The following is a 13,947-nucleotide window of genomic DNA, read 5'->3' on the forward strand; positions in this document are numbered from 1 at the left end:
AAACCCACCACCCATTACCCACCCGACATAATCGCTATACTAGCTGTGGGAATTGCATTTTTCAGAGATTGCCATATCATGTCTTTACTCAAAAGCCCGCTAATTGGTTTAAAAGCTGACTCATTTCGCCATCCCCTAGACTTGGAAGCCACCAAAACTCTCAAGCAAATCCCAGGCTTAGACATGATGGTGCGAAATTGGCTAGGGCCAATGGCAGAACAAGTTTTTTATGTAGAAAATATTGCCTCCAGCATTTTGGTGGGTGAAAAACAACTGCCCGATTTACACAAGTTGTTGTTAGACGCTTGCAAAGTTCTGGATATTGAACCACCCCAGTTGTATATCCGGCAACATCCTGCTCCCAACGCTTACACCTTTGCCATGCGTGGTAAGCAGCCGTTTGTTGTTCTCCACACTTCCCTGGTTGATATCCTCACACCAGAGGAAATACAGGCAGTGATTGCCCATGAGTTGGGGCATCTTAAGTGTGACCATAGCGTTTACTTGACGCCTGTAAATTTATTAGTATTAGCTGCGGGAATTTTGCCCAACGTTGGCGCTATAGTTGCCCAAGCGATACAGGCACAACTTTTAGAATGGGTACGCTGTGCTGAGTTTACTTGCGATCGCGCCGCATTGCTAGCAACCCAAGACCCGAAAGCTGTGATGTCAGTGTTGATGAAGTTAGCGGGAGGTTCCCCCACCTTAGCACCACAACTCAACCTCGATGCCTTTATTGATCAAGCACGCGCTTACGACGATATTAGCAAAACCGAACTGGGGGAAATGGTCAAATCCGCCCGCACAGCCCAATTAACCCATCCAGTACCAGTACTAAGGGCGCGAGAAATTGACCGCTGGGCTAGCTCTCAAGAATATCAAACCTTGTTGCAAAGTCACGGACAGAAATATACTAGCGAAGTTGCACCCAAAGGCGGGTGGCGAAATTGGTAAACCAAAATCACCGCATTCAACCGATTAACTTATTTGAGTACGAACAGCTAGCAAAAGAGCATCTGTCTCAAATGTCCTTTGATTACTACAGCAGTGGTGCTGGGGATGAAGTGACGTTACAGGACAATCGTGCTGCCTTTGCACGAGTTAAGTTGCGACCGCGGATGTTAGTGGATGTGAGCGATCGCAATTTGACTACCAACATTTTAGGACAACCCCTACAACTACCCCTATTAATCGCACCAATGGCTTTTCAATGTCTTGCCCATCCAGACGGAGAAATAGCCACCGCTCAAGCTACGGCATCGACAGGAGTGGGCATGGTGTTGAGTACAATGTCTACCAAAACCATTGAAGAAGTAGCAGCAGTTCGGGAAAAATTGCCAAATGCCCTGCAATGGTTTCAACTTTACATCCACAAAGACCGGGGATTAACTCGTGCTTTGGTAGAAAGGGCTTACACCGCAGGCTACAAAGCACTTTGTTTAACTGTAGATGCCCCCGTCCTCGGACAACGGGAGCGAGATCGACGCAATGAGTTTACCCTGCCACCAGGGCTGCATCTGGCTAATTTGACAAATATCTCAGGGCTAGATATTCCCCATGAAAAAGGGGAGTCTGGGTTATTTACCTATTTCGCCCAACAGCTAAACTCGGCGGTAACGTGGCGCGACTTGGAATGGTTACAGTCTTTATCGCCATTACCTTTGGTAGTTAAAGGGATATTGCGGGGAGACGATGCTGTGCGTGCAGTAGAGTACGGTGCTAAGGCAATTGTGGTTTCTAATCATGGTGGCAGACAACTCGACGGTGCGATCGCTTCTTTCGATGCCCTGGCTGAAATAGTAGCAGCAGTGGATGAAAGAGCAGAAGTCTTATTAGATGGGGGTATCCGTAGAGGTACAGACATTCTCAAAGCGATCGCATTAGGAGCAAAAGCCGTACTCATCGGGCGACCTATTTTGTGGGGGCTAGCAGTAGCCGGACAACCAGGTGTATCTCATGTCATCTCGTTGCTACAAGATGAGTTAAATGTGGCAATGGCACTCAGCGGCTGCGCCAAGATCCAAGATATTGACTCTAGTTTGGTCAACTGAGAAAGCCTGAAAGCCAGATTCCATCATCTCTTTGGATTGTGAAACAATATTTTTAATTTATCTTGTTGCAAAATCAAAAAATAGCGTACAATAGGAAAGTTGCACCCAAGGGCGGGTGGCGAAACTGGTAGACGCACCACACTCAAAATGTGGCGACCTTGCGGTCATAGGAGTTCGATTCTCCTCCTGCCCATTATTCAAAGGCTTGAAAAATCAGCCATTTAAGTGATTTCTAAATAAAGAAATCCCTAACTATCTCTTGTGGGGTGGGCATCTTGCCATTGGTGTCAAGTTAAGGCATCAGCCCAGATGTCAAGTGACCGAGCAGCCGTTCGTCGGTGACGTTGACGGACGGCTTTGACCAACCCCATCGAACGATGATGTTCTACGAGCCAAGGAATAAGTTGTAACCCAGGGTTACGTAAAAGTGCGCGGTGGAAAAAATAGAAACTGCGAAAAACCATTTCTACAGAAATGCGCTCAATTGGCTGTTGTAAAGCTACTGCGACATCGGCACACAAGTCATTAAGAACAGCGTAGAAAATCCAAGTAGCATATATTTGCATCTGCACACCATTAGTGCCACCAACCCACAGATAGGACAATCCCAATAAACGCTTAGTCAATAAAAATGCATCCTCAATGCGCCAGCGTCGACGGTATAATTCGCAAACTTCCTGTGCCGAAAGTTGTTGTGGGTCAAGAACATTAGTCAAGTAATGATACCAAGTCTTGCCCCACAATACGGAAACTTGGCGCATGGGATGGCGACATGGGTTGGTGTGATGCCATCCCATTTGAATAATTTCGTCTTTGTAGTGAGAGCCGTCAGAAAGTACACGTGCTACCTTATATCTCACCTTTTCCTTTTGGCGTGTCAGCACATACTTATTAGCTGTAGTCAGAGAATCAAACCATTCAAAACCATAAAATCCCATGTCTACTACGAGTAAACCGCCTGAAGGTAAACGTTCTAACAGTGCTTGCCACCAACGAGTCTCATTTCGTTTGACATCGGCATCATACCAAACTGCCACGGGAGTGTGAGTGAAAGCTTCAACCACCATCAGCATTTTTCCTGCCAACACCGCACCTGTTTTTTCTTGCAGTTGTCCGAAGTGTTTTTTCATGGCTTCGAGTGTCGAGGCGTCTCCAATCCAAATGGCGGGAAATTTCTCGGACACTGATGCCCAGGCTGGGGCTAATTCCCTTACACTCCTTTTAGCTGCTAGGCACTCTATGACCTGCTCTAACAGTTTGGCAAATAGATGAGCCGGTAGGCTGTTGAGTCTTTGAGACAAAGCTTGCTTACTCACTTTCGTTGCCTCTACCCACATCAATCCTTCTACTTCTAGGATTCGCAATACATCTGTTAAGTGCTGTACTTGTCTATACACTATACTCAACACTATTGCTGCCATTACTGGTAGGGTCAGTACTCGTGAGCGCAAGCTCCGTTCTTTATCTTTTACTTCTTTGAGGTTGGTAAATGTGCCTGGACTTACCAACTCAAACAACCTTGATTCTATCTCTTCACTTGCCGGAGCCGGTACGTTGACTCGATGGCGAAAATCTGGATTCCCTTGCTTTTTCCGTGGTTTACTCATGGCTCTTTTCAACACCCCTGTGTTGACTTCTACCATTAGGTTTCCCTCTCTTGACACAAATCCATTTTTCTTAACTTGACACCAATGGCATCTTGCCCGCCCATCAATCAGGGCAGCTAGTATCTCCACCCCACAAGATTGGCTAATTTATTCATTGGAAGTCCCTAATATTGTAGTTTGACGATATTACAACCTTGAGCTAAAATGAATAAAATAGTCATAGCAAAGCGGAAATTGGCTTTTAATGTGGCAATAATCGATATTCGGTTATCCTCGCTTTGCTAAAACTTTTTCAATCAAGAAAGGCCAGATATTATGCAACTCAAAAGATGGGAATCTCCCCGCCGAGAAGGCAGAAATGATAAAGGTAGAGGTGGTTCTGCCAGAAAGCGACAACTCAAAAAGCAAAGGCAGATGCTGCGACAAAAACTTAAGAATACCCAAAACCCAGATCACAATAAAAACAACAATAGACAGGGGGAAGAAATTTTAATCTTCCCCCTATTTTTTGCTTTTCCCTGAGGATGCAAATCAAACTGGCGCGTCTTAACAGTATTCAGTTACCGAATTTAAGTAGTATTTATAGCATTAATTTCCATGTAAGCACACAAAATTATGGAAAATCCCTATCTGGCTGTAGTGCAGGGCAAATATTTTCTAAAAGTACTTGACATAACCCCTAGTCTAGCTGCTATATTATCTAGAGTTGGTTCATTGGGGCGTAGCCAAGTGGTAAGGCAGCGGGTTTTGGTCCCGCCATCCCTAGGTTCGAATCCTAGCGCCCCAGTTAATAAAAGGGCAGGCTGTTGAGTCTGCCCTTTTATGTTTTTATCTTCGACATTTTCAGACATCCTCAGGACTTACGCACAAGTAACGCAAAAACGTAGACCGTGCGTTAGGGAACGCATCATACCTGTAGGGTGCATTCCCTAACGCATCAAAAAAGCCTAAACAAAGAGTAAATTTCTGCGGTGCGTAAGTCCTAGAGAATTGTTTGATAGCATCCATTGGGTTGGATAAGCCACCTGTCCAGAGTTTATCCCAGAGCCAGGGAATAAATTCCCTGTCTAATAGCTGAAGTCGGTTTAAACCGACTATTTTTTTATGATAATTTTAGTCCGTTTTAACGGACTTTTGCTTTGAGACAGGAAATTGATTTCCTGGCGTTCTGGTGTTCTGGCGTTCTGGTGTTCTGGCGTTCTGGTGTTCTGGCGTTCTGGTGTTCTGGCGTTCTGGTGTTCTGGCGTTCTGGTGTTCTGGCGTTCTGGTGTTCTGGCGTTCTGGCGTTCTGGCGTTCTGTAGTTTATTATCAATGGGTAAGTTATTTTTTTGGGGTTTGAGGAGGTTTATCTAAATCTGTTTCTTGTTCTAATAATGCAATTGTCGTTCCCTGCAAATGATGTATTTTTTGATTATGCACATAATCAATGGCTTCTTGTAATTGCTTACCGCCTATAGAAAATACACCATATCCCTCCTGCCAAGCAAATTGTTGCTTTAGATTACCTAAAGAATGATTATAATGATAGGAACTACTACCTTTTAAAGTTTTCACAAATTCAGCAATAGATAATTTAGGAGGAATAGACACCACGAAATGAATATGGTCTTGAATTCCACCAATAGCATGAATGATACACCCTAAATGATCGGCCTTCCCAATTAAATAACCATAAAATTTTTCCTCTATATCATTAGTGATCAAAGGCTCGCGTTTTTTCGTAGCCCAAACAATATGATAATACAACCGCCACAAAGCCATAATTGATTTTAAAAAAAATTTATCATAATAAAATATATCATTTTTCTAACAAAAGTGTTTCCTGATCATATTAGTCGGTTTTAACCAACTTTAGCTATTAGACAGGGAATTTATTCCCTGGCTAAATGTCTAAATGTCGCTGGCTTTTGAGCCTAATTCGAGTTCGGTTAGCACAATTTTAATTAGAATCTTGTTTTGTAAATTTGGTTTCGCAATATGTCTTTAATTCAGTTATGATTTTTGTTGAAGTCTTATAAGATTCACCAAAATATTCATCATCAAATCCTAGAAAGTTTGTCTCATTCAATGAGAAATTTAATTCATTACCTGTATCCCCTTTCATAAGTTCTAGGATTTTAAGATTGTATTCTTGATTACAAAACCATCCACAATGTACGCCAGCATTGCGTCGTAAACACATTTCACAATAAGTTAATTTTCCCAATCTAATTAAATTTTTATCTCCTAAATATGTAACAAGTTCGGTAAGATAATCAAAAGGTTTTTGTCCCATCAAATTCCTCACATGAGAAACTATTTGCTCATCCATTAATTTGATAATAGTTTCGTCTTTTCCGGTTCCCAAGAGATGATTTACATCATTAAATTTGACTTGAAATATTTTTTTGTTTCCAAGCTTTTCTGGATATGCTTGCAAAATTAATAATAACATCTGCGAAAAATAATCATCTAAAGTGGATATTATGCTAATAAATAACTGATGATATATGAAAGCAAACATCTTTTTATTTTCAGGAAAATCAATCTTGTAATATTCAAAGTTATCAAATTTTCCAAAATTTTCTGGTATTAAGGAAGCTACTTCATCTGCATTATCTTGAATGAGAAGTTTGCTAGAGTTATCTATTCTTGACTGATAAGTTGAGTTACCTAAATCCAATTTATTTAAGTCAGATTCTGTTCTCTTAATTGAATCGTTTACAAAAAATGTACACTTCAGTATTGCTTTTAAAGTCTTAATTTTTTGCTGAGATAAAATTTGAATATTCTCAACTAATTTTTCTTGACGTTGATTCAATATTTCTTGTAATTGATTCATCTTAATCACCGATTAAATATAAATTAAGCAGCCAACTGTTCTGCAAACCCTAACAAATCATCAACCTCATCATCAGAAAAAACCTATCAACAGCATTCCTGTTCCTCATAATCAGGAATCGCATCCAACTCTAAAATAAACCGCAGAAACGCCGGCAAACTGCCCACCTTCAACCTGTAAGCCTTGCGAATATTCGACTCAGAAAACCGCTATACCACCCCCCAAACCTTGCTGGGGATTACGGCTGTGTTTTCTGGTATTGGCTTCACTCAAAGACATTGCAGCATTCTGAAAGCGTGACCGAGGGACAAGGGCAGAAATTCACCCTTGTTTCTGAGTATTCCCATAAACAGCGGCGGAAATCAGATTGCCTTTCCCCGCATACCGCGTATTTCTATGAAGATGAGCAAATTTCTGCCCTAAAGGCGAACAAAATGCATAATTAGTAGGAGGTGGCAACCTCCTGGGTTGGAGAGCCGTCTCACTTGAGTTGTAGACGCTATAATCCAGAGCGTCAAATCAGATAGTAACGAGATTAGACGATCAGCATGAAATTCCAACTGTTCTTAGGCGCTTTACTTTCCCAGATTAAAGGACGTCATTGGTGGATAGGTATCTTTTTCTGGATGGCTTTGGTTGCTCCTGCTCAAGCATCCGTAATTCTGCGTGTGGCAATTGAGAGGGGTGTAAATCAGGTAAAAATCGGCGCTTCCACGACTGCAATGGTCAAAGATAGTGCTGGTCGTACTCTCGGACAATTACCGGCGATGAGTGCGTTTTCTGCCCAAGCGATTCCTGGTGGAGTAGCTTTGGATCGGTGGCGGTCTGGTTTATTTTGGATTGAGCCGACAGGTAAGGGATTCGTTTATATTGGCGATCGCTGGTATCGGGGTAGAACTCTTGTTGTACCCACAGAAAAAGGCTTAACCGCTGTTAATTGGGTTGATTTAGAAGAATATCTCTACAGCGTTATCGGTGGCGAAATGAATACTAGCTGGCCCCAAGAAGCCCTGAAAGCCCAAGCGATCGCCGCCCGTACCTACGCCCTCTACGAACGGGAGAGACAGCGCAATAATCCCGTTTATGATGTAGGCGATAGCCCGGATCGCTGGCAAATTTACAAAGGTGTAATTAGTGAATCTCGTAACACTTATAACCCCGTGGACGCCACAGCAGGAAAGGTACTAACTTATAACAACAAAATTATTCTCTCGGTCTTTCATGCTTGTTCTGGCGGACACACCGAAAACGTTGAAGATGTTTGGACAAGCAAGGAGCCTTACCTGCGTGCTGTGCAAGACTACGATCAAAATATCAGCGAGTGCAATTGGGTAAAAACCTTCACCCCTAGGGAAATTAGCGCCAGAATTTCTGGTGTAGGCAATGTAAAAAGTATGACTCCAGAGTCCTTCTCGCCTTTCCGCAGCGTGAAAATGTTAAAAATTATCGGTGACAGGGGCACAAAAGTGTTACAAGGCGAAGAAGTGCGGACTGCCCTCAGACTTAAAAGTACACGTTTTAGCGTCAGCAAAGGGGCAAATGGTAGCTTTGTCTTGCAAGGTTCAGGCTATGGTCATGCTGTAGGTATGAGTCAGTGGGGGGCTTACAGTTTGGCTAAACGAGGAGCGAACTATTTGCAAATTTTAGGGCATTATTACCAAGGCGTAGCTTTAACACCTATTCAGGCTAAGTAGCCAGCCTAACACCCCCGTGTCTTTAAACCGGGGAGTGTCAATTGCCTATAACATTTTGGCAACTGTCCGCACAGTACTTGCGTGTATGCATGGCGTGGAAACCATCTGCATTCCTGCTGGTGCGGCGAGAGTTAAACCACGGCGCACAGGATGCACCACAGGACGCTTGTTTACCAGCGATAATTGAAACCGCGACAGAATAGTGAAGAAAGCAATTTTCATTTCATACTGTGCAAAAGCCATACCAATACAGCGACGACTACCGCCACCAAAAGGTAAATATTCATAAGGAGAAAATTGCCTTTCTAAAAAGCGTTCTGGTTTAAATTGCTGAGATTGGGGGTAGACTTCTTCGCGATGGTGGGCTAAATAAATACTAGGGATGATTACCGTATTCTCTGGCAGTTTGTAACCCATGATTTCAATTGGGGTTTTGACAATCCGCACAAAAGTAGCGATCGCAATTGGGTATATTCGCAGGGTCTCTTGGCAAAATGCTGTTAAATAGGGCAATTTAGCAATGTCACTCGGCTCTGGATTGACTCCTAAAGTTTCTAGTTCCCAGAGCAATTTTTCACCATTAAAGAGCGATCGCCCAGTAAAAATCTTAAGCCCCTATTTCCCCTACCAGCCTCAAAATGGCTGGAATCAGCAGTAAAAATCTGCTCTAGGGCTTCCGGTTGGCTGAAGTACACAAGATGGGTATCCCCTCGACCCCAGATAGTGAAGCTATCACCATATATTTTGGCGAAATCCTCCACATATTTTACTGGCTGACCAATAAACTTGACCATCCGCAAAAAGCGCGGCATTTTTGGCCCATCCGGTAAACTTTTCCTCGCTGTCATAGACATTTATGGAAATTGATGGCTGGTGAATCTTTATTGTGGCGATTTTTCTGCACTTGGGGGCCACGCAAAGCTGTATATTTATAAATATGGCAGCATCGTTCGTAAGACGACTACCGCAGTCAATCTGGCTGTAAACTTTACGAGGGAAAAAAATAATTCTGATTGATGCAGATATTCCAGATTTTGCCAGTTGGTGGTTTTGGCGCAATCAGCAAGTAATAGAATTTGATCTAGCCCAAGAAACCGATCCGCAACTTTTAGCTGTCTTCTTGGAGACAGTCAGGGAAGCCGTTATCCCTGTAGGCATTCCCCATCGGGTACTGCTAACTAAAACAGTGTGATCGGAGGAAATAATGATTAAAAAACGTCTCGCCGACTTACTACAAAAAGAAATGCAAAAATTTACACCCCTCGAAGGTGAATCTGCGATTGAAATTACTGCTGAGGTAGTGGCAGAAAATGCTTCCCCAGATGCCTCAGAACCAACAGCAGATACAACTGCTACAAAGCGCACAAGCCCAACTAAGATGGATTTAGAAGCAACGGTCGAAGAGTTGCGTGATAATTTGGCACAAGCTCAGAAAAAAGAAGCTTCTTTCCAGCAGCAAATTAGTAATTTAAAATCAGCTTTGTCAGAACAAGAATCATCAGGAGAACGGTTAGCAAAAGAGCTTGACGAAACTAAAAAAACAGCTTTACAACTAGCGGAAGCTAATTCCCAGTTGATTGAAGAAATTAATAATTTAAAACAAGCAAAAGAACCAGTTAATGCACTGGTAAAGGAACCGATTAAGGAAGCTTACAATTCTCTTAGCTACAGAAAATCCCACAGATCAACTGAAAGGCTACAAGAGAGACCCACAGGAAGTAATGAAAATTTCGCTGACAATACTTGGTTGTATGATTAGAATTTAACTCCGAAATTCTAAAATATGTTGGGCGGTGATTTGTGGTTGTTCTAGGTGAGGAACGTGACCAGATTCTTGAATCCAAATAAGTTTACTCTGGGGAATTGCCTTTTGAAACTTCTGGGCATCCCCAGTACCCAAAATCTTATCGGCATCGCCCCACAAAATTAACGTTGGTTGCTTAATTCGTGCGAGTTGGTCAAGTCTAAAAGCACCGTAACCACCACTTTTGGTAAAAGCAATCAATGCTTGACCCCAATTGGGCATTTGTAGGTGTAATGCTCCGCAATATAAAGCATCGAGAGAAACCAGGCTAGGATTTTTGTAAGCGGTGCGGGAAATACGATCGCGAATTTTGGGATTACGCAAAATTCCAGTTGCGAAAGAATCCAACGGCGGAAACATTAATTTGCTTAACGGTGAACCACCCTTCAAACCCGCACTGTCAATTAACACAAGCTTTTGCACCACGGACGGGTAAGTGAGAGTGAAATCAATCGCTGTTGCACCCCCCATTGAAGCACCCACCAAAATAACTGGTTGGTTAATTAGGGTTTTCCAAAAATAATAAAGATGGGTTTTAATAGCATTTGAGCTATAGGCAATTCCTGGAAGTCTTTCTGTAAAGCCAAAACCCAATAAATCCACTGCCCAAGTTTCATTATCTTCCCCCAGCAGTGGTATCAGCCTGCGAAATTCTAAAACAGAACTGTCGAAACCGTGAATTAATAATATAGGTGTTACGCCACTTCCCTGGTGTATATAGGTTGTGGTGATCGATTCAGTAGTTAGGGAAGTAGCGATCGCTTGACTTTCAATACTCTGAGCTAAACTAACCGAGGCTGGTTCTGTTAATTGCCCAACAGCGGCAGGTAAAAACCTTGGAAACATAAGTCTTAGTTTACAAATAAGAAATTGAAGTTTTTATGGCAGCAAATCGGTTCTTGAGTTTTCCCTTAAATGCCTTGATTATGCTCTTGGCAGCCATGTTTGTGTTTATCCAAGGATACAACATTGGTGGATTAGTCGGTCTGGGCATATTTATAATTAGTTTTTCGCCAATTTATGCCGTTTTGACTGGTAGCATATTCAGTTGGCTATTGTCAGATAACAGAGGTGTAGGGGTGTAATTTATGCACCTCACTAAGTGACAAACTACTGTAATTTTAATTTTTTCACGCAGAGGAGAGGCGATATCGCCTCCGAGGAGCGGTTACGCCATCGGATGTGAGCAGGAATCCAGCGTTACAGAAAATTTTCCCACGCTTCAACAATGGAACCAAAGCCTCGTACAATTAATATCACTTATCTCTGTATCGGGAGAATAAAGCCATGCCCATAGCGGTTGGCGTAATTGAAACTTTAGGTTTTCCTGCTGTGTTAGCCGCAGCAGATGCAATGGTCAAGTCTGCCAGCGTTACCATTGTGTACTACGGCATAGCCGAAGGTGCTCGCCTAATAGTCGCCGTAAGGGGACAGGTTGCTGAAGTCCAAACAGCAGTTACAGCTGGCATCGCTGCTGGAGAAGAAGTTCATGGTGGTCAGGTAATCACCCACTACATTGTTCCCAATCCCCCGGAAAATGTGGAAACAATTCTACCAATCCACTTCACCTCAAAATCAGAACCTTTCCGAATCTTCTAGGCAAATTCGCCATCAAAATTTGTAACGAAGCTTCGTCGTAAAAATAACTTGTAGCATTTAGTACTTAGGTTTATTCATACAGGAGATTGTTAATGTCACTACAGGCTGTTGGATCATTAGAAACTAAAGGTTTTCCTGCTGTGCTAGCAGCAGCAGATGCTATGGTTAAAGCCGGTCGAGTTACCCTAGTTGGTTATATCAGAGTAGGTAGCGCCCGCTTTACAATTAATATCCGTGGGGATGTATCTGAAGTTAAGGCTGCTATGGCTGCTGGTGTCGACGCTGTAGAAAAGGTTTATGGTGGCACTTTGGAATCATGGGTAATTATTCCTCGTCCCCATGAAAACGTCGAAGCCGTTTTGCCAATTTCCTACACAGAAGAAGTTCAACAATACCGAGATTCTGTAGAAAACCCCATCGTCAGATCTGGAAATGGAAGATAGGGTGATCAAGAGTCGCCACGACTACAAGACTAGACCAAGACTTTGAGCAAAAAAGATTCAAAGTCATAAATGACCGCATCAAGGGTTTACCAAAAAAGACTCGCTGCACTCGGTTTAATGCTGAAGGCATTTTCCCTCCCGATAAGCTTTGCTCTTGCGAGGTGGGAAATTGTCCCATTCAAGTTAGCTTTGCCAAACCCCTGTCTAGTTGGGGTGTATATTTATCTAATCTTGATAGATTGGTTTTCTCAGATCTTTAAATAGAACTTCATAAAAATTAAAATTCTTCTAATTCAAGGAAAATGCCTGATAGAGTGCGATTTCCAGTACTTGGAGAACGCAAGTAAAAATATTAAAGTCACAATTTCTGCATAAGTTTAGTGAATCAAGACGTAATAAAAGAAGGAACACAGAAATGTCTTGATGAAAATTGTCAAATCAGGGACAACTGCCAGCTAATAAGTTAAGTGGGACGGGAACGGGGGTTGTGATGCCAACTTTAAAACAGAGTTTCGAGGAGCGCAATCTCACTATGGCAAAGCATGCGGCAAACCTGGCGCAACATTGGCGGCTTCGGCTGGCTGCGGAATGTCCAGAACAAAGTGAGGCAGCCAGAGAAAGTATTATTCTCTGGCTTTTGGGAGTAGATTTAAACCGGTTTGATTTGCTCAATCCTAAAGAACTGGAGATTGCCAAGCAAGCAATGGAATATCGCTGGCGGATTTTACACCAGCGCTATCTGGGAATAGGACGAGAACGCGCTTATCGTAACCTGATACTTCGGTTGGGGAGTTTAGTAACATTACGCAATAAAATTCAGACTTGGGTTTCTCTCAGTCGCGATCGCCAGCGCAGTGTCATGGATGTACTGCAAGAAGTACTCCAAGAATTACTGCAAAGTGATCACTATATGCAGCAACAAATGGCTTGTATTGCAGAATTTGCCAGTGATAGACGATTGCAAGATACTATGTTGTTTGCCAGCATAGAAGAGTATTGTTTGCGGCCAGTACGCAATCAACCCCTACTGGTTTACCGCTTTGTCAACTACCTGCGCCGCACTCAGCGTGGTGGCTTAACTCAAGTGCCTGCCAGTGATTTGATTAGGCTAGTTTCCGAAGAAGTTCTCACAGAAGATAGTGATAATAGGATTAACTTAGTCGATAGTCAGGCGATCGCAGAATATCAAGAGGCACGACAACTAGAAGAGCAACAGGCCCTGCGTCAGGCAGTACATCAGCAATTGTCAAATTATTTACGCCAAAATCTGGGGCAAGAGGCAGTGGAGTGGCTACGACTGTATCTGCAAGGGAAAACCCAGGAAGAGATTGCCAAGAAACTAAATAAGCCCATTAAGGAAGTATATCGGCTGCGAGAAAAAATTAGCTACCACGCGGTGCGCGTCTTTGCTCTCAAAAGTAAACCAAAACTTGTGGATAACTGGCTCTCAATTTCCTTACAAGAACATAACTTAGGGCTAACACAAAACAAATGGCAGCAACTTGATCAACAATTGACTCCTGTGGAGCGGCAGATTCTAGATTTGCGGAGAGCAGGCAACTCAATAGAAGCAACAGCCCAACAGTTAAAACTTAAAACCCATCAGGTGCTCGGTGAATGGACTAAAATCTATCTCGCAGCCCAAGCTTTAAGAACTCAGGATTAACTAAAATCAAATATTCCCCTGATAGTAAATAACTCCCCAGTCTAGCAAGGGCTTTCCATTGAGGACGCTGCTGGTAGTAAACTAAAATAACTTTGGGTGATCGTCGCCAAGCTGGCCGCTTTTAATTTTAGTTTGATTTTAGATTTAGGATTGGCACGCAATCTACAATCCTAAACTAATTTTCTATTTATTGTAGATAATTAAACTTTTATTACCATAACAAAGTATCCTGACTTGCCGCCCACTAACTTAGAGGCAAAA

General features: G+C 42.7%; 15 protein-coding genes, 2 tRNA genes and 1 pseudogene. 11 read left to right on the plus strand and 7 right to left on the minus strand.

The annotated features are described in order from the left end of the window. Positions 1-78 precede the first annotated feature (78 nt). From CYLST_RS01775 to CYLST_RS01785, 3 genes are all read left to right on the plus strand, one after another. Positions 79-954, plus strand: a complete 876-nt coding sequence (locus tag CYLST_RS01775) for a M48 family metallopeptidase (protein WP_015205992.1) — start codon at positions 79-81, stop codon at positions 952-954. Then, positions 939-2,051 (plus strand): alpha-hydroxy acid oxidase, encoded by a 1,113-nt coding sequence (locus tag CYLST_RS01780; RefSeq protein ID WP_015205993.1) that lies wholly within the window; start codon positions 939-941, stop codon positions 2,049-2,051. Before CYLST_RS01775 ends, CYLST_RS01780 begins: the two co-directional genes overlap by 16 nt. 109 nt (positions 2,052-2,160) lie before the next feature. Beyond that, a tRNA-Leu gene (locus tag CYLST_RS01785) sits at positions 2,161-2,244 on the plus strand. A gap of 94 nt (positions 2,245-2,338) precedes the next feature. Here CYLST_RS01785 and CYLST_RS01790 read toward each other — a convergent pair. After that, positions 2,339-3,658, minus strand: a complete 1,320-nt coding sequence (locus CYLST_RS01790) for an IS4 family transposase (protein WP_041233351.1) — start codon at positions 3,656-3,658, stop codon at positions 2,339-2,341. A gap of 315 nt (positions 3,659-3,973) precedes the next feature. Between CYLST_RS01790 and CYLST_RS01795 the strand changes: the two genes are divergently transcribed. Both CYLST_RS01795 and CYLST_RS01800 read left to right on the plus strand, forming a co-directional pair. Beyond that, positions 3,974-4,180, plus strand: coding sequence for a hypothetical protein (locus tag CYLST_RS01795; RefSeq protein WP_015205994.1), 207 nt, complete (start codon positions 3,974-3,976; stop codon positions 4,178-4,180). Between the two features lie 193 nt (positions 4,181-4,373). Beyond that, positions 4,374-4,445, plus strand: a tRNA-Gln gene (locus CYLST_RS01800). A gap of 307 nt (positions 4,446-4,752) precedes the next feature. Here the strand turns inward: CYLST_RS01800 and CYLST_RS34050 are convergent. The 3 genes from CYLST_RS34050 to CYLST_RS01810 all read right to left on the minus strand — a co-directional run bounded on the left by CYLST_RS34050 (position 4,753) and on the right by CYLST_RS01810 (position 6,480). After that, positions 4,753-4,971 carry a hypothetical protein gene (locus tag CYLST_RS34050; protein ID WP_157162509.1) on the minus strand — a complete coding sequence of 73 codons (219 nt, stop codon included), beginning with the start codon at positions 4,969-4,971 and terminating at the stop codon, positions 4,753-4,755. Between the two features lie 8 nt (positions 4,972-4,979). Next, positions 4,980-5,420, minus strand: coding sequence for an IS200/IS605 family transposase (gene tnpA / locus CYLST_RS01805; RefSeq protein WP_015205995.1), 441 nt, complete (start codon positions 5,418-5,420; stop codon positions 4,980-4,982). A gap of 178 nt (positions 5,421-5,598) precedes the next feature. Then, complete coding sequence (locus tag CYLST_RS01810) at positions 5,599-6,480, minus strand: hypothetical protein (protein ID WP_015205996.1); 882 nt, start codon at positions 6,478-6,480, stop codon at positions 5,599-5,601. A gap of 548 nt (positions 6,481-7,028) precedes the next feature. On the opposite strand from CYLST_RS01810, the gene CYLST_RS01815 reads away from it, so the two are divergent. Then, positions 7,029-8,174: a SpoIID/LytB domain-containing protein gene (locus CYLST_RS01815; protein ID WP_015205997.1), complete on the plus strand. Its 1,146-nt coding sequence runs from the start codon at positions 7,029-7,031 to the stop codon at positions 8,172-8,174. A gap of 45 nt (positions 8,175-8,219) precedes the next feature. On the opposite strand, the pseudogene CYLST_RS01820 reads toward CYLST_RS01815, so the two are convergent. Further along, positions 8,220-8,750, minus strand: a pseudogene (locus CYLST_RS01820) (cytochrome P450); the annotation flags it as partial. Beyond that, positions 8,729-9,028 (minus strand): hypothetical protein, encoded by a 300-nt coding sequence (locus CYLST_RS36640; protein WP_425389065.1) that lies wholly within the window; start codon positions 9,026-9,028, stop codon positions 8,729-8,731. The gene CYLST_RS36640 and the pseudogene CYLST_RS01820, both read right to left, overlap by 22 nt. 350 nt (positions 9,029-9,378) lie before the next feature. Between CYLST_RS36640 and CYLST_RS01825 the strand changes: the two genes are divergently transcribed. Continuing rightward, positions 9,379-9,933, plus strand: a complete 555-nt coding sequence (locus CYLST_RS01825; RefSeq protein WP_015205998.1) for a hypothetical protein — start codon at positions 9,379-9,381, stop codon at positions 9,931-9,933. Between the two features lie 3 nt (positions 9,934-9,936). Here CYLST_RS01825 and CYLST_RS01830 read toward each other — a convergent pair whose 3' ends face one another. Beyond that, on the minus strand, positions 9,937-10,824 hold the full coding sequence (locus CYLST_RS01830; RefSeq protein WP_015205999.1) for an alpha/beta fold hydrolase: 888 nt from the start codon (positions 10,822-10,824) through the stop codon (positions 9,937-9,939). A 35-nt stretch (positions 10,825-10,859) separates the two neighbouring features. Between CYLST_RS01830 and CYLST_RS01835 the strand changes: the two genes are divergently transcribed. The 4 genes from CYLST_RS01835 (at position 10,860) to CYLST_RS01855 (ending at position 13,686) form a co-directional block, all read left to right on the plus strand. Then, positions 10,860-11,063, plus strand: coding sequence for a hypothetical protein (locus CYLST_RS01835; protein WP_015206000.1), 204 nt, complete (start codon positions 10,860-10,862; stop codon positions 11,061-11,063). A gap of 202 nt (positions 11,064-11,265) precedes the next feature. Next, entirely contained in the window at positions 11,266-11,577 is a 312-nt protein-coding gene (locus CYLST_RS01840) for a carbon dioxide-concentrating mechanism protein CcmK (RefSeq protein ID WP_015206001.1), read from the plus strand. A gap of 92 nt (positions 11,578-11,669) precedes the next feature. Continuing rightward, entirely contained in the window at positions 11,670-12,020 is a 351-nt protein-coding gene (locus tag CYLST_RS01845; RefSeq protein ID WP_015206002.1) for a carbon dioxide-concentrating mechanism protein CcmK, read from the plus strand. A gap of 490 nt (positions 12,021-12,510) precedes the next feature. After that, positions 12,511-13,686: a HetZ-related protein 2 gene (locus CYLST_RS01855; RefSeq protein ID WP_041232917.1), complete on the plus strand. Its 1,176-nt coding sequence runs from the start codon at positions 12,511-12,513 to the stop codon at positions 13,684-13,686. Positions 13,687-13,947 lie beyond the last annotated feature (261 nt).

This window comes from Cylindrospermum stagnale PCC 7417 (genome assembly GCF_000317535.1).
Taxonomy (GTDB): domain Bacteria; phylum Cyanobacteriota; class Cyanobacteriia; order Cyanobacteriales; family Nostocaceae; genus Cylindrospermum; species Cylindrospermum stagnale.